The sequence below is a fragment of the Thermococcus alcaliphilus genome, from assembly GCF_024054535.1.
GTDB lineage: Archaea > Methanobacteriota_B > Thermococci > Thermococcales > Thermococcaceae > Thermococcus_A > Thermococcus_A alcaliphilus.
In genome coordinates this window covers 38,669-56,775 of the sequence record NZ_JAMXLV010000014.1, presented here as the reverse complement: position 1 = coordinate 56,775, position 18,107 = coordinate 38,669, and the positions used below count along the sequence as shown (strand labels likewise).

Annotated in this window: 17 protein-coding genes; 3 read left to right on the top strand and 14 right to left on the bottom strand. The window is 41.9% G+C overall.

Translation table 11 applies throughout. The features are described from left to right. Positions 1–12: 12 nt before the first annotated feature. The 5 genes from NF859_RS01470 to NF859_RS01450 all read right to left on the bottom strand — a co-directional run bounded on the left by NF859_RS01470 (position 13) and on the right by NF859_RS01450 (position 5,552). Complete coding sequence (locus NF859_RS01470; RefSeq protein WP_252742678.1) at positions 13–1,998, bottom strand: V-type ATP synthase subunit I; 1,986 nt, start codon at positions 1,996–1,998, stop codon at positions 13–15. A 3-nt stretch (positions 1,999–2,001) separates the two neighbouring features. Continuing rightward, a complete protein-coding gene (locus NF859_RS01465; protein WP_252742677.1) occupies positions 2,002–2,313 on the bottom strand; it encodes a V-type ATP synthase subunit H in 312 nt (103 codons plus the stop codon). 168 nt (positions 2,314–2,481) lie between these two features. Further along, on the bottom strand, positions 2,482–3,177 hold the full coding sequence (locus NF859_RS01460; protein WP_252742676.1) for a potassium channel family protein: 696 nt from the start codon (positions 3,175–3,177) through the stop codon (positions 2,482–2,484). 6 nt (positions 3,178–3,183) lie between these two features. After that, entirely contained in the window at positions 3,184–4,704 is a 1,521-nt protein-coding gene (locus NF859_RS01455; protein WP_252742675.1) for a preprotein translocase subunit SecD, read from the bottom strand. Then, positions 4,701–5,552, bottom strand: a complete 852-nt coding sequence (locus NF859_RS01450) for a protein translocase subunit SecF (RefSeq protein ID WP_252742674.1) — start codon at positions 5,550–5,552, stop codon at positions 4,701–4,703. Before NF859_RS01450 ends, NF859_RS01455 begins: the two co-directional genes overlap by 4 nt. A gap of 139 nt (positions 5,553–5,691) precedes the next feature. On the opposite strand from NF859_RS01450, the gene speD reads away from it, so the two are divergent. After that, on the top strand, positions 5,692–6,108 hold the full coding sequence (gene speD / locus NF859_RS01445; protein WP_252742715.1) for an adenosylmethionine decarboxylase: 417 nt from the start codon (positions 5,692–5,694) through the stop codon (positions 6,106–6,108). On the opposite strand, the gene NF859_RS01440 is transcribed toward speD, so the two are convergent. From NF859_RS01440 to NF859_RS01425, 4 genes are all read right to left on the bottom strand, one after another. After that, positions 6,109–7,059: a transcriptional regulator gene (locus NF859_RS01440; protein WP_252742673.1), complete on the bottom strand. Its 951-nt coding sequence runs from the start codon at positions 7,057–7,059 to the stop codon at positions 6,109–6,111. It abuts the gene before it with no gap. Positions 7,060–7,072: 13 nt separating this feature from the next. Continuing rightward, positions 7,073–7,816 (bottom strand): KaiC domain-containing protein, encoded by a 744-nt coding sequence (locus NF859_RS01435; protein WP_004066651.1) that lies wholly within the window; start codon positions 7,814–7,816, stop codon positions 7,073–7,075. Between the two features lie 125 nt (positions 7,817–7,941). Continuing rightward, positions 7,942–8,442 (bottom strand): PUA domain-containing protein, encoded by a 501-nt coding sequence (locus tag NF859_RS01430; protein WP_252742672.1) that lies wholly within the window; start codon positions 8,440–8,442, stop codon positions 7,942–7,944. After that, complete coding sequence (locus tag NF859_RS01425) at positions 8,432–8,947, bottom strand: YkgJ family cysteine cluster protein (protein ID WP_252742671.1); 516 nt, start codon at positions 8,945–8,947, stop codon at positions 8,432–8,434. The genes NF859_RS01430 and NF859_RS01425 overlap by 11 nt, the downstream gene beginning before the upstream one ends. A 65-nt stretch (positions 8,948–9,012) precedes the next feature. Between NF859_RS01425 and NF859_RS01420 the strand changes: the two genes are divergently transcribed. Continuing rightward, positions 9,013–10,680: a M1 family aminopeptidase gene (locus NF859_RS01420; protein ID WP_252742670.1), complete on the top strand. Its 1,668-nt coding sequence runs from the start codon at positions 9,013–9,015 to the stop codon at positions 10,678–10,680. Positions 10,681–11,093: 413 nt separating this feature from the next. Here NF859_RS01420 and NF859_RS01415 read toward each other — a convergent pair whose 3' ends face one another. The 3 genes from NF859_RS01415 to NF859_RS01405 form a co-directional block, all read right to left on the bottom strand. Further along, entirely contained in the window at positions 11,094–11,429 is a 336-nt protein-coding gene (locus NF859_RS01415; RefSeq protein ID WP_252742669.1) for a hypothetical protein, read from the bottom strand. Positions 11,430–11,439: 10 nt separating this feature from the next. Then, positions 11,440–12,159: a hypothetical protein gene (locus NF859_RS01410; protein ID WP_252742668.1), complete on the bottom strand. Its 720-nt coding sequence runs from the start codon at positions 12,157–12,159 to the stop codon at positions 11,440–11,442. A gap of 134 nt (positions 12,160–12,293) precedes the next feature. Then, positions 12,294–14,057 carry a tRNA uridine(34) 5-carboxymethylaminomethyl modification radical SAM/GNAT enzyme Elp3 gene (locus tag NF859_RS01405; RefSeq protein ID WP_252742714.1) on the bottom strand — a complete coding sequence of 588 codons (1,764 nt, stop codon included), beginning with the start codon at positions 14,055–14,057 and terminating at the stop codon, positions 12,294–12,296. Between the two features lie 92 nt (positions 14,058–14,149). On the opposite strand from NF859_RS01405, the gene NF859_RS01400 reads away from it, so the two are divergent. Next, entirely contained in the window at positions 14,150–14,908 is a 759-nt protein-coding gene (locus NF859_RS01400) for a Nif3-like dinuclear metal center hexameric protein (protein ID WP_252742667.1), read from the top strand. On the opposite strand, the gene NF859_RS01395 is transcribed toward NF859_RS01400, so the two are convergent. Together NF859_RS01395 and alaS are read right to left on the bottom strand one after the other, a co-directional pair. Further along, positions 14,903–15,136, bottom strand: coding sequence for a DUF3131 domain-containing protein (locus NF859_RS01395; RefSeq protein ID WP_252742666.1), 234 nt, complete (start codon positions 15,134–15,136; stop codon positions 14,903–14,905). The genes NF859_RS01400 and NF859_RS01395 overlap by 6 nt on opposite strands. Positions 15,137–15,295: 159 nt before the next feature. After that, a complete protein-coding gene (alaS, locus tag NF859_RS01390; protein WP_252742665.1) occupies positions 15,296–18,025 on the bottom strand; it encodes an alanine--tRNA ligase in 2,730 nt (909 codons plus the stop codon). Positions 18,026–18,107: the final 82 nt, after the last annotated feature.

The following is an 18,107-nucleotide window of genomic DNA, read 5'->3' as shown; positions in this document are numbered from 1 at the left end:
TCCTTACACCTCCTAAATCTCTAATTCAAGCTCAGATACTTCTCTTTTAGCTTTAAAGGGCTCAAATCTCTTACCTTCACCTGAGTAAAACGTTCCAAAAAATTCAACATAATGCAAACGTAAAGCGTGAACAAATGCTCCGAGAGCGTTTATTGCCGTTGAAAAGATATGTCCTCCAATAAATACCACTAAACCAACTGCTATGCCCAGAGGCACTGGGCCTATTTTAATACCCCAGATCATTGCCACGATTATGTTTACTACCATCGCTATTCCTGCTGTTGCCAATGCTAATGCCATTAACCTAGCGTAGCTCAGCCAGTTGCCAATGAAGCCGAAGAAGTCTGAGATTGTCATCAATAGTCTCATCAGTATTGGCAAGTCACTTCTGATCTCAGCGATTACAAAGAGGACAATGCCTGGCAGTAAAAAGGCCTCTCCTAGTACAATACTCGTGAATCCTGCCATTGAGAATGCAAGGAAAATTACTCCCAAAATTATGAGCATCCACGGAAGTTGTTCTAATACTGCATTGGCCGTTTCTTTGTTCTTTATCTTAACTATGAACCCCAGTGTATAGCCAATAAAGAGATGAAGCAATCCAATTGCCAACGCTAGTCCCAAGACCACTAAAGCTCCCCTCATTGGGTCTAAAAGTGCCGGTACATTGATACCTGCTCTCTGAAAAGCATCTCCAAAATAACTGCCAAAGAGGATTCCCATTACAATGGTGAAAAATGCACTCCACAAGAGGATGTTTGAGAACTTATAAACACCGTCATTGAGCTTTTTGTGTCCCATTGTAAGCAATGTAGCCACTACTGCTATTATCAGCCCGTACATAAAGTCCGTCAACATGAAACCAAAGAAAAACGAATACGTGAACGCCAATATGGGAGTAGGATCCAGTTCGTTGTATTTTGGAACACCAAACATTTCAGTCAGCATTTCAAAAGGTTCAATGAATTTGGGATTCTTTAGCTTTACAGGTATTTCATCGAGTTCCTCCGGTGTTGGTGATCTTACATTTACATAGATTTTGCCGCGGGATATCTTGTTAAGTCCCTCTAGGATTTTGGGAACCTCTTTTCTCGGTAGCCATCCAGTAAGGGCAAAAGTCATGTTCGTTCTCACCAAATTGCTGAGCATGTTCGCTTTTTCCCTTTCATTCTCCATGAGTTCTTGATAGAAGACCAGCTCATCGTGATACTTTTCGGCGAGAACTCTTGCCTCTTTTTCTGCTACTTCTAGTTCCTTGTTGAGACTTGCTATTTCTTTTTGAAGAGCTTTTATAGCATCTCTTGGCTTTCCTTTCACTTCAGGGACTTCAATTCTTTCAAAGGAATATTTTGCAAGAATGGGATTAGCTTTGTCGTAGTCCTTTTTCAACAGGGCAATGACAACAAGAACCTTTCCCTTCAAATCCCTCGAAACATACGCTAATCTATCATTGAGGGCTTTTTTTAGTTCTTCAATCAGGGGCAAAAACTTGTCTTTTTCAACAAAACCCACAACTATTTCCACACTTTTTGTAGGTTTGAGGTATTCCACCTCAATGTCCAATGCTGAAAGTAGTTCCAAGATTTCTATTTCAGTTTTTAATCTTTCTATTTCAGTATTCAAAGAAGTTATCTTGCCTTCAACGCTTTTTATTTCTGGCTCAGCATTTTCAAGAAAGCTTTCGATTTCTTTTATTAGGTTCTCAATTCCCCTGTATTTGTATTTTTTCTTTGGTTTTAATTCTGGAAAAATGAATCCTTTAATGCCACCTGTTTCCTGTTCTTTGTAGGATTTCAAGAAATCTATAAGACGAGAAAGGCTAATGCTGTAAGATGCAGCCTTTCTATAGAACTCATTCGGGGCGTCTTTCTGGGCAAGATCCACATCAATTTCTCGAATCTCTAGAACTCCCTGCTCGTGGAGATAAGTCAAGATATAATCCTTATATCTGTTTAGGCTCAACACCTCTATTTTGGCCATCTCTTCCGGTTTGAACATCTCTCATCTACCTCTAATGAGCTTTATTGCCTCTTCAATTGCTTGTTCAAAGTTTTGTGTGGCCTTAATCCTTATCTCCTCAAGTTCTTTTTCACCCTCTTCAGAAATCTTTTTTGCTTCCTGCTCTCCTTCTGATCTTTTTGCTTCTATAAGGGAGTTCGCCTTTTCTTGGGCTTCTTTTAGAATTTCCTCTTCAATTTTTTTAGCATCTTCTTTTGCACGGTTTATTATTACCTTTGCCTCTTCTTTTGCCTTTTCAATTCTTTCTTCGGCTTTTTTCTCGGCATCCACAATTTCTTTAATGATTGTCTCCATGAGAAGCCCTCCGATGAATTTAATGAAAGTAACCCGTACAAAGGAGTGTTAAGTAAACGCTTTAAATAATTTATGCTCAAAAGTGCACAAAGGAGGACAGAAAAGATGAAAATTTTTGCATAAATGATAAAACAATAAAAGAGATTCAAGGATTAATTTGGATATAATTCAAGTCTGTTCTCCATCGCTTTTCTTCTGTTCAAAAATTTTTTTGATTTCGTTTAGAACTGAATTTTTGGCAAAAACAACCACTTCGCCCTTTTTAGGAAGTTTCGTATCCCCTGAGGGGATTGTTAAGTTCCCCTTTTCATCATATATTGCCACTATAAGGGAGTCCCTTGGCAAGTTGAGGTCTTTTACTGACTTTTCTGAAATTTCACTCTCATCATCCAAACGGAACTTAACGATTTCTGCTCCTTCCCTAGGGAACAAAACCCTATCAAACCCTGGAGTTGTCAAACTCCTGAAGATGTAGTTAGCTGCTATTTCCTCCGGGCTTATAACTACATCAAAGTATTTTTTTAGATCCTCAACCCTTTCAAAGACTTCCTTATTTTTCGGTTTACTTATCCTGAGAACGGTCTTTATCTCAGGATTTAGGTGCTTTGCGAGAATGCACGCTAATATGTTTGCGTCATCTCTCCCAGTTAATGCTGCAAAAGCATCTGCCTGCTTCACATTAGCCTCTTCTAAGGTCTTATGGTCCGTAGCATCTCCCTCAATCACAAGACCATTAATAAGGAAGGAGAGCTCTTTGGCTCTCTCCTTGTCTATGTCAATTATTGTAACATCATGCCCCTCATTTTCCAGCATCTTAGCTACAAGGTATCCAACCCTTCCGGCCCCCATTATCACAATAAACATCTACTCTCACCTCTCTTCACTGAGGAGCACTTTTGCTATTTCAGCATATGCTGGCCTTGTTATCAATATTCCAATGAGCACTCCAAGTATTGTGGTGAAGGCAAAGCCCCTCAAACCTCCTACGAAGAACTTGAATAGAAAGCTCATTGCAACTATTGTGGTGGTTGCTGATGCCCAGATAACGAAGAACGCCCTTCCCATTCTCTTCAGCACTCCACTTCTCTTTGTGATTTTTTCTTTCTTTCTTCCGCCCAAAAGCTCGTCTGTTATGACTATTTGCTGATCAACTCCAGTACCTATAGCCGCTATTATACCAGCTATACTTGGCAAATCGAGATTCCATCTTATCAGTGCAGCAACTCCCAAAATTGCAATAACCTCACTTAAACTTGTAAGCACTACTGGAATAGCTATTCTTGCCTTTCTGTAGTGGAGATAGACTATTAATCCAACCACTAGCAAAGCCACTATCCCAGCTTGTACTACTTGTTTTCTAAACTGCTCTCCCAAGGTTGGGGGGATGTAGTTAACTCCTTCTACAAAAACTTTTACTGGAAGTGATCCACTCCTTAACACCACTGAAACGACCTGAGCCTGTCTCATTGCTGCAATGTCCTCTTTGGACCCCCCAATTGAAATTGCCAATTCAGTGTGGGGTTCTCCAGTAGTGAGTCCTTCTTGAAGTCTATATGGCCCATAAAGACCTAATATTCTCCTAATAAATTCATCTGCCGCCTCTCCAGCCCTTGGTTCTCTCTTTTCAACTTTTATTCCCAAGTTCTTCAAGGTTGATTCTAGCTCTCCATTAACGCCCACGAGGATAACCTTTTCTTTCCCTTGGGCAAGCTTGGCTATTTCCTCAACGCTTTGATTTGTGTAAGGGACTACATCAATGTTGAACGCCTCTTTAAGCCTTTGTGGTAAAGGTTTGGCATCAGGCACAAACTGAAATTCATTTGAGTTCATTAGTGTGTATATCTCTTGTGAAACTATCAAAGTTGAATTTACCGGCGGGTCGAGAAAGATGTCTACGGGATAGCCCACTTTTCCCAGTGCTAACTGTGCAAACTTTTCCGCGGCTTCTTTAGATATTGAAAACGGAACAATCCAAGCTCCCTCTCTGGGCTCGTAGCTTACCTGATCAACCCTCTTTATGTCAGCCCCAGTTGCAAATATGACACCATTGAATTCAGCGTAGAAAACACCCTGACGATTTATGGTGTCTATAATGCTGTTTGCTTCCTCTTCCGTGACATTAGCAACTCTTATTTTTATTATTTGATCTCCCCATGGCTCTAACGTGATATCTTTAACTCCAAGAGTGTTCAATCTATTCTCAAGGGAAATTCTAACCTCTTCCATAGTTGACTGGTCAACAGGTTTTTCAAGCTGTACAGTTATTTCAACACCTCCACTTATGTCCAAACCATAGGTTATCCCCTGAGCAATTATTGTTAAGATCGAGCCCACGATAACAAGTATGAGCAAAAGAACCCTGCCGTTCAAGAGGAGCTTCTTTAGATTCATTTTTTCTCACCCCTTTGTATGTACCATCTTAGCACTCCAGCATTGAGTATCCATGTGTTCATGAAATCAGCCAACAATCCAAAAATCAGTACAGCGGCTATCATATCTATGACTTCTGCTTGGGAGATTGCCCATAGTGAAGCTAAAGCTCCCAACGTGGTTGTGCTCATAGTAAAGCCCGTAGAGACAGCTGAAAAATAAGCCTCCTCAACGGTGTCTTCCTTCCTCCTCAAAAGCTTGGTAGTGAGGAGTATGTTGCTGTCAACGGAATAACCTATAAGCATTAATAGAGCAGCGATTGTTGCTTGAGTTAGCTCCAAACCAAAGATGCTCATTAAGGCAAGGGCTATTGTCATGTCTGAAAGGGCCGAGAATATGACAGTCAACGATGGGACTGGAACCCTAAAGAACAAAAACACAACAACAGCCATCCCTAGAAAGGCTAGAGAAACTGCTTTCAAACTTTGTTCTTGAGCCGTTCTTGATAAACTAGGTCCAAATTGGGTTTGTGAGATTGCTGCATCGGGATATTTTGACTTTATGAGTTCGATTATTCTTTGTACGTTAACATCGGTAGATGCCCTCACTTCCACTCTTGTATCCCCAGTAATACTCTTAATTTCTCTAACCGTTACTTCAAAATTTTCCGCTTTTAATAGGCTTTCAACATCTTTTGCGTCTGCATTTCCTCCATGAATAGTTATAACCACTCCTCCCTTAAGATCTGTTCCAAGGGTTGGAAAATGGATCACCAATATTAAAAGTGCTACGAGAAAAACGATTAATGGGTAAGTTATCATTTTTTTAGGATCTGCAGTTGCGAGTTTTTTGAGGGTATTTTCGAGCATTGTGTTCACCTCTATGGATTTTTAATGTACTGCATTGTCTTTTTAGATACTCCACCGTAGCATTTAAAAATCTATTCAATAGCCACTATAAAGAACAAGTTTTAAAACCTAAGGTGAATAACTGAAGTAGGTGATGCTCATGGACACCATTGGATATCACTACGTGGTTGAAGCCTCAGGATGCGATCCAGAGGTTCTAAAAGATCCAAACAAGATAAGAGAGATTTTCCTAGAGGCAGCAAAAGTAGGAAACATGGAAGTTAAGGCGAGCTACTTTTTTAGGTTCTCACCGACTGGAGTTAGCGGAGTTGTTATTGTTGCCGAGAGCCATATTTCTGTTCATACATGGCCAGAGGAAGGATATGCGGCATTAGATGTTTACACATGCGGCGAGAAGGCAGATCCAGAGAAGGCCGTTGATTACATCCTTGAGAAGTTCAAAGCTCAGTACGCTCACGTCTCAGAAGTCAAAAGAGGTATCAAAGAGGAAGAGGGCACATTCACCCACATGATCCTAACATGGGAAGAAAAATTAGACAGAAGAAACGAGAGATAATCACTCTAGGAGTTTTTCGAGCTCTATCTTTATTTTCTCTATCTTATCTCTGAGGTTCTCAAACCTGATCTTGTACGTCTCAAGCTCCTCAATTCTCTGTTTGAGCTCATTGTTCTCTTTTAAAAGCTCATTGACTTTTCTCTCAAGCTCTTCTTTTTCTTTTCTCCACTCATCGGCAAGCCCCTCAAACTCCTCGACTTTCTTTTCAAGCTCCATCTTTTCACGTGTTATCTCATCGACCAATCTTTCCAGCCTTTTGATTTCCTCTTCCTTTGCCTTAAGCTTTTCTTCAAGCTCTTTAATTTTCGCCTCCTCACTCTTTTTGCTTTGTAGCTCCATAATTTTTACTTTAGCCTCTGCGAGCTCTTTTTCAAGCTCTTTCTTTTCCTTCCTGATTTTTTCGAGTTCTGCTTTCGTTGTTTCGAGTTCTTTCTTGAGTCTCTCTATCTCCTCTCTTGCCTTTTCCAAACTTTCAAGGTCTACAGTTTGCTTCATCTTTTCAAGTTCTTCTCTGACCTTTTCGTATTCAATCTTGAGCTTTTCATACTCCTGCATAAGCTTTTCATATTCTTCTTTAGCAATAACCTCCTTTAAGCCACCCTTTTCAATCATTTCAATAGTTTTGATTAGCTCATCGAGCTTTCCTTGCTTTATCAGCTCGTAGGTTTCTCTAACAAGTTGCCCCGCTTTGCTTTCTCCCTTGAGGTGTTTTCTTATTGTCTGCTCAGTTCTACCAAGTTCCCTCGCAATCTCGCTTGTTGTCATTCCTGCTTTTTCTCTCGCAATTGCTCCCGCTGCAACCGCTAAACTGTCAACCCATGTTAACCTTTCTGCCGGGTCTTTGATTAGCTCAATAACCTCCGGCCTAAAGAGAGTTGCAAAGAGGAGAATGCTTTCTAATTGGTGAATCTCCTGCCTCCCAACAGGGTTCAGTGGAATCTCAACTGTCATTATCCTCACCTCCTCAAATTTCTACAATCCCACCTCTCTTCAGAACTTTATTCGCATAGACTGTTATTCCCTTGTCGGTTATCTCAAATGGATGCCTTCTCATTGAATGACTTGTACCACGCATCTTCCACACTATGAGAGAGCGTTTAAGCTCGCCATCGATCTCGTCAAGATCGAGTCTTATAATACCGTCAACACCGTGCTCTACTCCAGGCCCTCCAAATCCCCTTTCTCCAACGCTGATCTGGCTCACAAATATACTTGTACATCCAGTGCCAGCTAAGACCCTCTTGAGCTGAAGGATTATGCTTCTAGCCATAGCGGGCTTGTTTATATAGAGCGTCGTAACAGAATCGACAACAACCCTTTTGGCATTGATGTCTTTTATAGCTTGCCTCAATACATCTATGAACTCCCTAATATCGGTTAAATCATGGACTATATACTTCTCATACTCTTTAGACTTCCCGATTCCAGCTGTGAAGGCATCCACCATGGCAAACATTCCTTGCTCTTCATATGGCTTGACATCCCATCCAAACTGAGCCATATTTTGCCTAACTTGAACTGGATGCTCTTCAAGAGCTACATAAATCCCGGGTTCACCCATTTGTAGGCCATTCCATAAGAACTGCTGGCTGAATATTGTCTTTCCTGTTCCCGGGCCTCCGCTGAGCAAAACTACGTTTCTCTCCGGAATTCCTCCATGAAGTATCTCATCCATCCCCGGAATACCAGTTTTTACTCTCTTAATCACTTTCTCACCCCCTGTAATGGATCTTTATCTGATTCAAGCGGGTTAGAGAGAATAGTGATTTTAGTTACCAATTGGAATTATATATTGAGGATATTTAAAGTTTACGGTTAAAAACTACAAAAACGCTACTTGTGCCGCCTTATGAACTCCCCAATGTCCGTAATGTTTTTAATGAACTTCTTTTCGCTCTTTGGGTTTATAATGCCGAGTCCGAGGATTAGACCTTCTTCATTTAGGATAACAAGCTTTTTGCTCCCCTGCCAGTTGTACTCCTTGACCCCTTTTTTCGGCACGTCTTTGCCAGTTGTGAAAAGAAATGCAGTTTTTGGCTTTAGAACTACATAGTTCTTCTTAATATCCACAAAATAAAAGAACTCAATGTTTGGATAGAATTTCTCAACAAGGTTTTTGTCAACCTTTATTGTACCCACAAAGGTTCCAAATGCGTAGGGCTTTACCTTTAGGTTTTCTATTTCTCTCCAAACTTCCTCGTTTACCGCATAGACATCCCTAAACTTTCCCTCAACTATTCCAAAGAACTCATGTTTTAACTCCCCAAACTTTTCAGCTTCCTTCATTATCAAATCAAACTCCCAGGAGGAAGCCCTCCTGTATCTAAGTTCCATTGTTTTCACCGTTCAAAAGAGTGTTTAAGCCTTCCAAATCAGTTTTTTCAAATTCTTTATGAAACCTCACACCGAGTTCTGCTACTTCCTCCCTTGTTATAACCTCTTTCCCTTCGCCAATCCCTGGACAGCTCTCATCATAGTAGAGCCACAGCTTTTCTCCATTATATTCAAAGGGCTCCTCACCTTTAATGCCAAGCGGCTTGTGGGACACCATAAACGGATAGATCTGACAAATTAAAGGATTGTAGTCGTGGATTTTACATTTCCCAGTCTCTGGATCGTGGAAAACACACCCAAGATCCCATTCCCTATAGGCCAAAACAAAGCGTATTTTCCCTTCTTCTGCAGTTAAAAGGATAAAATCCTGTGGATCATGCCCCCTTCTCATTATGTTCTTTATGTCATGCAAAGTTAGGTAAATGAACCTCCCTCTACAACAGTCTAAGCAGAATTTGCACTCAAACTTCACATCGCTTTTCAATGGTTTTGGCTTGAATCTCACTTTTTAACCCCTCATAAAAAGCTCTTCCCGAAACTTTTAAATCTCTCGGAATAGAAAACAAATGTATGAAAGCGCGTTCTATCATAGTGATAATCTTGGCAGTTCTCATGGTCATGTGTATTAGCCCTTCTAAGGTAAAACTCAAGGGATTCCAGTTCTCAGAAGTCCCGAATGTTAAACGTCTTTTTGAAAAGTATGAGGAAACTATTGGAAATGAAACTATAACCCTTGAGATAGCTTTTGACGGCTGGAATGCTACAACCAAAGGAGTTCAGGAGATTGAACTTTCTCTAAGCTCTCCGACTACAATACCCCTCCTCTTTGAGAACTCATCAATCTTAAAATTCGAGGTTGAGGAAATTGAAGTTCGCGGCGCAAAGGCCAATATAACAGCATTTTACGACGGAAGATATGGTCTTTTGCTACTGGATATAGAGCCTATTGAGAATACCCAGCAGATTAAAATTTTTTATACCTCAAAATATCAGCCTCTTTTTGATGTTAACATGAGGGATATAATCGATTGGCACATTAAATCAACCAAAAGCTCCTTCTACCTTCCACCCGAGGCTTATATGGGGCTTTCGAAGGTGAAGGGAAATTTAATGGTTAAAGTTTCTTCCCACACATCTAACTACACTCTCGCAGGTCTTTTAAAGCTTCCAAACGATAAATACAAGCCGCTTCTTCCAGAGGGAGATACCTTCCATACAGATAGTGGGAGATTTTACATTCTTTTGGGAAAGTGGAATACATATGAAAAGTCCATTAAAATATATGGCAGAAGTGTAAGGGTTATCGCACTAACAGATGAGGGAGAGTGGGTTGTTGACGAGCTTGCAAAAATTCTGAAAGTGTATTCCTTCTATCTGATCCCATATCCGTACGATGAATTCATTTACATCAGAATCAAAGGGCATAGAAGTGAAATTGAAGGATTCGGGCTCTATGGAGGGGCAGTAGGAACCCAATTTGAAAACCTTATTCCCCATGAAGTTGCCCACAACTGGTTTGGAATATATGCTGAGCTTGGAGTTTTAGATGAGTCTCTCGCAACATACACGTCATTTCTCTACAAACCGACGCTTGAACAAGCGGACTACTGGGAAGGAATATGCCTCAGCTCGAGGGATAGAACACCGATAGTTGATATTAACACCGTCACAAGGAGGCACCAAACCAACCTATACCAACGGGGTGGCTTTATTTTCCGCTCTCTACAGTTTGTTGTTGGAAACGAAACCTTCTTCCAAGGGCTTAGGGAGCTCCTTGAGATTTGCCACGTTAAAGACTGCAGGGAAACTGAGAAAACATTAGATCTGATTAAGGAAATCTATGAAAATCTAACCAAGCAAGATTTAGACTGGTTCTTCAGAGAGTGGTTTTATAGGGCGGACTACCCGAACTTCACGGTTTCAAGCTTAAAAGTCTTTCAAAAGGATTCAAACTACATTTTAAGGCTCAATATAAGTGAAGAGAACGGCTTTGCAATGCCCCTTGAAGTAAAAGTTGTTACGCCAGTGGAGAACATAACGAAGAGGATCTTCGTGAACGGCTCATCTGTTTTAGAAGTTGAGACCAAAGGAAGACCTACAATGATAATTCTCGATCCAGATGACTGGGTACCCAATGTTAACGGCTCCTCCTATAGGATTAACTGGGAAAAGCTCACATTTGAGAGAATCGAGAGAGAAGAGAAGGAAATAGAAGGAGTTAAGATAATTGTGAACTGAAAGCTTTTTCTGCCAAAATTAATGGAAGAACACAAACAAAATTTTGCTATCCGGGCTTCTCAAATGTATGAGCCAGTGTACTAAGGTGTCTATCTTCTCCAGATCATTTCAATATATATACCAATTAGGCCAAGTTCAAATGCCACTAGAAGTAACGTCGATGCGCTGAGGCCTTTGATGCTTTCAACTGCAAAATAAGCCAAGGGGATGCTCAAAAGAATTCCAGCCGTGCTTATGGGCAGGTTTTTCTTAAAATCGCAGGCAATAACACTAAAACGAGCATAAAGTACAATATTACGAAGGGATACCTAGCATAGTCCAGTTAATAATGCCACTCCACCCAAAAGAACTCCAAAAATGGAAACAAGGAATAAGGAACTGTCTGTTTTCATTTTGCACACCTAATGGTCCGATTATTGTACACGTTTCCTCACTAATTTTTCAAAAGTTATAAATGCCAACACTCCAACAATAGCGTTCGACATCTTTAGAATAACAGTTCTAACAACTTGCTCGGATAACGAGCCTGCAAGGAAGTTCACTAGTAGCATCATAATGCCCCATACTACACTCGCTAAAATAATGCCAGGAAATTCCCTCCAGGTTATAAGGAAATACCCCATCACCATGGGGAATGCTATTGTGCCAAAGGCTATAAAAGGCGGTGTATTGTCCAATACCGCCAACCACGTAAAAATTAAAGATAATGCAAGAACCAAATAAAACCTCTTGTTACTTAACTCTCTCATTTTGCACACCTCATGGTCCCGGTGCTAAGTAGTCACAGTAAGTCCCCTCTTCGCCACAGCATCCAGTAGCACACAAAGGACATGAAACTATAACACAATAGAGACATTCTCCACATGCCCATACATTTCCTTTAGCACATGCTCCGCATGGAAATGCACAGTCGCCACAACAACCTACCATACATCCCCAGTTATAGTCACAACAGTACGAGACACAGTCTGCGAAGTAGCCACAGTCTGCGTCACTTGTGCATTCGTGCTTGCAACTGCTTAGTGGTGTCACTTCGCCATTCGTGGTCATTGCTTTTGTTGTTAAGCGTTTTTCAGTATTCGAAACAGAGAACTCCAACAGATACGCCCTCGTTTTAACTCCTTGTACTGGTTTTGAGAATTCATAATAGCCTATTACGTGCTTGCCATCCTTTAATGGAAAAGCCATAGCAAGCATTTCAATCCTCTCGCCGTTATAGTCTACAACGTGCTTTACTATCTTGACATTCTTATAATCAACTTCCCAAGGCTTTGCCAAACTCCTAAGGTCCTTGCTAACGAGGATTTTGGTAAAAACACGCACTGAAGACCAGTTCTCTGGAGCTTTTTCCACAGGCTTGACTTCTCTAAATGGATTCACGCAACCTTTAACTTCTGGGGGCTTGGGCTGGCTTACTGCGTAAGCTGCGTACGCTCCAACCAACAACAAAACCACAAGCAAGCTTAACTTCTTCCTCATTCCCCCCCAAGCGTGAGGAAATTTTCACAAATAGTAAGCACTCAAACTATATAAAATTTACTATTGGAAAAAACGAAAAGATAAAAGTAAAAACAACAAACAACAAAAGAAAGTAAAAATACACAACGTCTAGCTCAGGTGTTCAAATGCGCATCAAACTCTTTGCTTTTCACAAAGTTTGCATAGCCCTTGTCAAGCCTCTTGCTCACATATGGGCCATCCTTTCTGTAGCCGAATTTTCTGTAGTATTCCCTAACGCCGACACCGCTTATAATGAGCATCTTCTTTACGTCGAATTCTTCTCTCGCTATTCTTTCCGCTTCAGCTAAAAGCTCCCTTCCGTAACCCCTGTGCTGCCACTCGTACTTCGGCTTTCCTCCTATTGGAACCAAAGGTCCATAAACGTGAAGCTCCCTAACTATTGCTGATGGACAGCAGTTTATTTCCTTCCTGTGGGCTTTTTCACTTGGGATTCTAAGCCTGATGAAGCCGATTAGAATGTCGTTCTTCACGTCCTCAAAGCTCAGGAATACCTCATGTCCCTCGCTTGCTTTATAATCCTCCCTTAGCAATTTGATGTGCTCAACCTCTGGCTGAACCCCAAACTTCTGCATCTGATGTCCGACTTCTCTGAACCTTATCTCCCTCGGCCTTATGCCCCTCTTTATGAGCTCATTGAACACCAGCTGTCCCAAATTGGAGTGCTTTACTCCAGCTTCAACAAGCTGAACCGGGATGTCTCTCTGAATCCTCATAACTCTAACCCATTTTGGAAGGAGTTTGTACACTTCAACAAGCAGCTCGACAGCTTCTTCAGTCGTGTAAGGCTTATATTTCCCTTCCTTATACCATCTGTAGAGGAGCGTGTCCTTTGTGACCAGAGTGGGGTAAATTTTGAGCATATCAGGCCTGAAGCGCTCATCTTCAAAGATTATTTGGAAGGCCTTTAAGTCCCTCTCAAAGTTGCTTCCCGGCAAACCCGGCATCATGTGGTAGTTTATCTTAAGACCAGCATCTTTGAGGAGCTGTGTAGCTCTCACGGTGTCTTCAACGGTGTGCCCCCTCTTTACCCTCTCATAGATGAAATTGAAGACCGTCTGAACTCCAAGCTCTACTCTCGTTGTGCCGAGCTTGAGCATTCTGTCGATTTGTCTTTCCATAGCCCAATCTGGCCTTGTTTCAATAGTTAATCCCACCATTCTGACCTTTGCCTTCTCGTTCTTTCTCTGCTCTTCCTCAAGATAATAGTACGGCTTCTTGTGAGTCCTTTCCCATGCTTTTTTGAAGAGAGGGTCTTCGTCAATCTCTCCAAAAAGAACTGCCTTTCTAATTTTCTCTTCAAGGTTCTCAATGTCCTTAAAGTAGGGAAAATCGTTCATGGCTTTGAATGCCTCTTTTATGAACCACTCTTGGTAATCCAAATCAACAGCAGGGAAAGTCCCACCCTGTATAATGACCTCAACTTTATCTATATCGTGGCCGATATCATAGAGCTGCTTCAAGCGGTTCATCATTATGAGATAGGGATGATAAGCATTCTGAAGAGCCCTTAAAGCTGATGGCTCCTTTCCAGTGTAGCTTTGGGGAGAACCCTCGCTTGGACCGCCGGGACAATAGATACACCTACCATGCGGGCATGGAAATGGCTTCGTCATCATTGCAACAACGGCAACCCCGCTGATTGTCCTGGTAGGCTTCTTTTTGAGGAAGTCCTTGAACTTCTCCCTATCTTCCCTGCTCATTACTCTAAGCACGTCTGAATTAGTAGGGATCCTTGAGAGATGATATTTAGCAGCGATTTTAACCTTAAACCTATTGAGCTCTCTCCTATCCTTAATCTCGCCCGAAATTACGGCCCTTGCAATCTCCTCACAGGCTTTTCTATATTTTTCTTCCATTCTTATCACGTTCATAAGATAGTATGGGCATTTAAAAGTCTTCACCTGAAAGTGTTTTAAGCATCAAAGAGTAATGACTTTGGTGAACAAAAATGGTGGAAGGGGAGGAAATTATCGCGTTCCTTGATGAGTATTTAAGCATAAACTCTTTTCCCGATAAATCCCGAAACGGACTACAAGTTGAGGGAAGAGAAGAGGTGGAAAAGATCGCTTTTGCAGTTGATGCCTGTATGGACACCTTTGTTAAGGCCAGAGCTTTAGGAGCAGATATGTTAATAGTCCATCACGGCTTAATATGGGGCGGAATAGAGTATGTCAGAGGGCTTGTGCAGAAGAGGCTTAAGTTTCTTCTCGAAAATGAGATGAACCTCTACGCTGCTCATTTGCCTCTTGACGTTCATCCCGAGGTAGGAAACAATGCCCAGCTTTTGAAGCTCTTAGGTTTGGAGCCAAAGGAACCCTTCGGAGAGTACAACGGAATAAGCATTGGATACATTTCGGAATTTGAGGAACCAAAACCTTTACCCTTGGTGGCACAAATACTTGTAGAGAAGCTGAAGACTGAGTATGTAAAAGCCTATGAATTTGGAGTCGAGGAAATAAAAAGCGTTGCAGTAGTCAGCGGCAGGGGAGGATTTGCAATCCCAGAGGCAATAGAAAAAGGTGTTGATCTCTTCATAACGGGAGAGTTTTTACACGACGATTATCACACAGCTAAGGAAGGAAAGTTAACCGTTATAGCGGCAGGACATTATGCCACAGAAACCCTTGGAGTTAAAGCTTTAATGCCCATCCTAAGAGAGAAATTTGGGGTCAAGACTGTGTTTGTTGATAACCCAACGGGATTATAAGGATTCTAAAAATTTCCTAACCCTTTCTTCAATCTCCTCTGGAGAAACTATTTCGAGATTCATTCCGAGCTCTTTGAGATAATTACTAACCCAGCCGTTTCTTAAAGGCTCGTTTCTAAAGGGATAAACCACCCAGAGGTGTTTAAAGCCAGCACGGTGGGCCTTTATTCCATTGTAAAGAATTCTCTGCTTTATCCATTTATAGGAGTTCTCAAACTCAATTGCCAAAATTTTCTCATCCCCTCTCAGAATAGCCAAGTCTATTCTTGCATTATCCTTCGTGGAGAACTCCTTAAGGGCTTTAAAACCTATTTCCTCCGCAGTTTTACTTAATTCTCCAGTGAGTGCTTTTATTTTAATCTCAAACCCTCCAAAAATTTGAAAAAATTAGAGAGCCTTTTTGAGCTCCTCTAGAGCTTCCTTAGCCTTCAGGACGTTCTTTATCTTTCCTTGGGCAAGGTCTTTCTTACCTCCACCGCCTCCGCCTGCAACCTTCGTGATTATCCTTATCAAATCACCGGCTTTGTGTGGTATTTCATCACCAACGCTGACTACAACGGCTTTGCTGTCTTCACTTATCAAAGCAACAACCCTCTTTGGTTTCTTAAGCTTCAGAGCTGCTTCTCTTAAGTGATCTATCTCTCCCTCCACTATAGCTCCAATGAACTCAATCTCTCCTATTTTCTCAACTTTGCTCTCGAGCTCATAGACTAAAAGCTTCGCAAGTTCTTTGTTGAGCTTCTCCACTTCTTTCCTTGCTTGCTTCCATTCTTCAAAGAACCTCTCTGCAGTCTCTGGCAGTTTCTCTGGAGGAACTCTAAATACCTCACTCGTTCTGCTTAATATCTCCCTTTCCTTCTGCCATTCCTTGATAGTTGCCTCGCCACATGTGAATATTATCCTCTCAACTCCATCCTGTATTCTTTCTGTCCTAAGTATCTTTATTGGACCTATTAAGCCCGTTCTAGGTAAGTGGGTACCACCGCATGCCTGCACATCCCAGTCTTTAATGTTCAAAATTCTAATTATCCTACCCGGCACTACTCCTCCCTGATAAAGCCTAAAGCCGTACTTTTGCTCCGCCTCGGTTCTTGGCAGCCATTCCCATTTTACTTCCCTGTCTTCCATTACTACCCTGTTAGCTAAGAGCTCTATCTCCTTGAGCTCCTCTTCGCTGATGCGCTTGTAGTGAGCTATATCTAATCTAGCCCAATCGGTGCTCAATTGAGAACCGGCCTGCCAAACGTGTTTTCCAAGAACCCTAACAAGGGCTCCCATGAGAACGTGAGTACCGGTGTGGTGCCTCATGTGCTGTATTCTCCTCTGCCAGTCAATTTTTCCGCGAACGGTGCCTCCTTCTTTGAAAACCTCAGGCTTCTCCACCTTGTGGAGGATTACTTTGCCAATTTTCTGGACATCGAGTACTTTAATTCCGTTGAGCTCACCCAAATCACACGGCTGACCTCCGCCCTCGGGGTAAAACGCAGTCTGATCCAAAACCACCCAGTCGTCTATTACCCTAAGCACCTTTGCATCAAACTCCTTCATAAACGGATCTTCATAGTAGAGAGTTCTCGTATCTGGCAAGTCTTGAACGAGCTCAAAGTCCACTATTCTCTTCTCCTCTTCTTTTTTGGCAGTTTTTTCAGCCTCTTTGGCAACTAGGCTGTAGAAGTTGTCCGGAACCTTGACTTTCATGCCTTCTTTCTCCGCAATCTCCTTGACGATTTCGGGAGTCAAGCCGTGGCTCTCATAGAAGAGAATAAGCTTCTCAAGGGGGAGTTCGTTAATGCCTTGTTTTTTAAGCTTTTCGATTTCTCTCTTGACTAATCCACTTCCCCTCTTTAGGGTCTCTGCGTATTTCTTTTCTTCAACGTTGACCATATCAAGAACAACATCTTCCATTTCCTTGAACTCTGGGAAAGTCTTGTGTAAAGCCTTTATGTGCATTGCAACTATTTCGCTGAGGGGAATTTCCAAACCGAGCTCCCTGAGGTGTCTTATGCTCTTTCTTATGAGGAGTCTGGCAAGGTAACCAGCTTTAACATTAGAGGGAACAACACCATCGGAAAGCATAAAGGTGAGAGCTTTTGTATGGTCGGCTATTGCGTATATCAGTTCATACGGTCTAACGAGTCTCGTAAGTTCATCTGGATCAATTCCAACCCTCTTTGCAACTGTCTCCCTCAATACTCTCAAATCACCCATGTCTTCAATATCAAACATTCCCGCTAATTTTGAGTTCTCCATGAGGATTCTGTCGTCTATTTTTTCAATTCCAGCCATCTTTTTGAGGGGCTCAATGACATAGTCCAAGACTGCATCATATGCCGTTGGAGTGCCTTGGCTCATCCAGACAAGCCTTTCAAGCCCATAACCAGTATCAACGACCCTCGTATCCATCGGGACATACTTATCTCCCTTAATCTCAACAACCTGAGAGGGATCAGCGTCTGGAGGGGCTAACTTATACTGCATGAACACTAAAGTGGCAACTTCTAAACCGCGGTAGAGAACCTCAAAAGCCGGACCAGCGTTTCCTCCACCAGCCCACGGGTTCTCCTTAAAGGTTATATCTTCTCCTTTCATCCCCAAATCCTTGGTGAAAAACTCGTAGGCATATTCAACGGTCTCATCCATCCAATAAATTGGCTTTCCTGGATAGTTGAAAGCATGGTGTGCCATCATTTCAAATATCGTGAAGTGCCTACCAGTTATTCCAACGTTGTCTATGTCGGTAAACCTTATTGATGGCTGGCTTATCGTGAGTGGATTTGCGGGGGGATCGGCTTCACCACTTATAACCCACGGTTGGAAGTCCATTATGCTCGCTCCAACGAGGAGCACATCGTCTCTCCATCTGGGTAAAACGGGGTAGCGTTTTACTCTTCCGTGTCCCTTTCTCTCAAAAAAGCTCAGGAACTTCTCACGCATCTCGTCGAGAGTGTACTTCTTTGGGATGCCCGGGTTTCCTATGAATTCGTACTCATCACATGGTGGATCCCCACAGGTTTCTCTATCTGGGTCAAGCGTCCAAAAAGGTTTTCCACAGACCTTACAGGTTTTTCTTATCCACCCTTCTTCCTTAAACATCCTTGTACTCATGTCCATGATCATCACCATCCTTGAGTCTAACCTAAAAGTTGCTTTTCATATTAAAAAGTCTTTGTCTGAAGGAGCGTTCACAAATTGTTTTAAA

What these genes read in the sequence shown, in the direction of transcription:
- NF859_RS01470 (WP_252742678.1), bottom strand. Translation starts at nt 1,998, where the DNA reads ATGTTCAAACCGGAAGAGATGGCCAAAATAGAGGTGTTGAGCCTAAAC.
- NF859_RS01465 (WP_252742677.1), bottom strand. Translation starts at nt 2,313, where the DNA reads ATGGAGACAATCATTAAAGAAATTGTGGATGCCGAGAAAAAAGCCGAA.
- NF859_RS01460 (WP_252742676.1), bottom strand. Translation starts at nt 3,177, where the DNA reads ATGTTTATTGTGATAATGGGGGCCGGAAGGGTTGGATACCTTGTAGCT.
- NF859_RS01455 (WP_252742675.1), bottom strand. Translation starts at nt 4,704, where the DNA reads ATGAATCTAAAGAAGCTCCTCTTGAACGGCAGGGTTCTTTTGCTCATA.
- NF859_RS01450 (WP_252742674.1), bottom strand. Translation starts at nt 5,552, where the DNA reads ATGCTCGAAAATACCCTCAAAAAACTCGCAACTGCAGATCCTAAAAAA.
- speD (WP_252742715.1), top strand. Translation starts at nt 5,692, where the DNA reads ATGGACACCATTGGATATCACTACGTGGTTGAAGCCTCAGGATGCGAT.
- NF859_RS01440 (WP_252742673.1), bottom strand. Translation starts at nt 7,059, where the DNA reads ATGACAGTTGAGATTCCACTGAACCCTGTTGGGAGGCAGGAGATTCAC.
- NF859_RS01430 (WP_252742672.1), bottom strand. Translation starts at nt 8,442, where the DNA reads ATGGAACTTAGATACAGGAGGGCTTCCTCCTGGGAGTTTGATTTGATA.
- NF859_RS01420 (WP_252742670.1), top strand. Translation starts at nt 9,013, where the DNA reads ATGAAAGCGCGTTCTATCATAGTGATAATCTTGGCAGTTCTCATGGTC.
- NF859_RS01415 (WP_252742669.1), bottom strand. Translation starts at nt 11,429, where the DNA reads ATGAGAGAGTTAAGTAACAAGAGGTTTTATTTGGTTCTTGCATTATCT.
- NF859_RS01410 (WP_252742668.1), bottom strand. Translation starts at nt 12,159, where the DNA reads ATGAGGAAGAAGTTAAGCTTGCTTGTGGTTTTGTTGTTGGTTGGAGCG.
- NF859_RS01405 (WP_252742714.1), bottom strand. Translation starts at nt 14,057, where the DNA reads ATGGAAGAAAAATATAGAAAAGCCTGTGAGGAGATTGCAAGGGCCGTA.
- NF859_RS01400 (WP_252742667.1), top strand. Translation starts at nt 14,150, where the DNA reads ATGGTGGAAGGGGAGGAAATTATCGCGTTCCTTGATGAGTATTTAAGC.
- alaS (WP_252742665.1), bottom strand. Translation starts at nt 18,025, where the DNA reads ATGATCATGGACATGAGTACAAGGATGTTTAAGGAAGAAGGGTGGATA.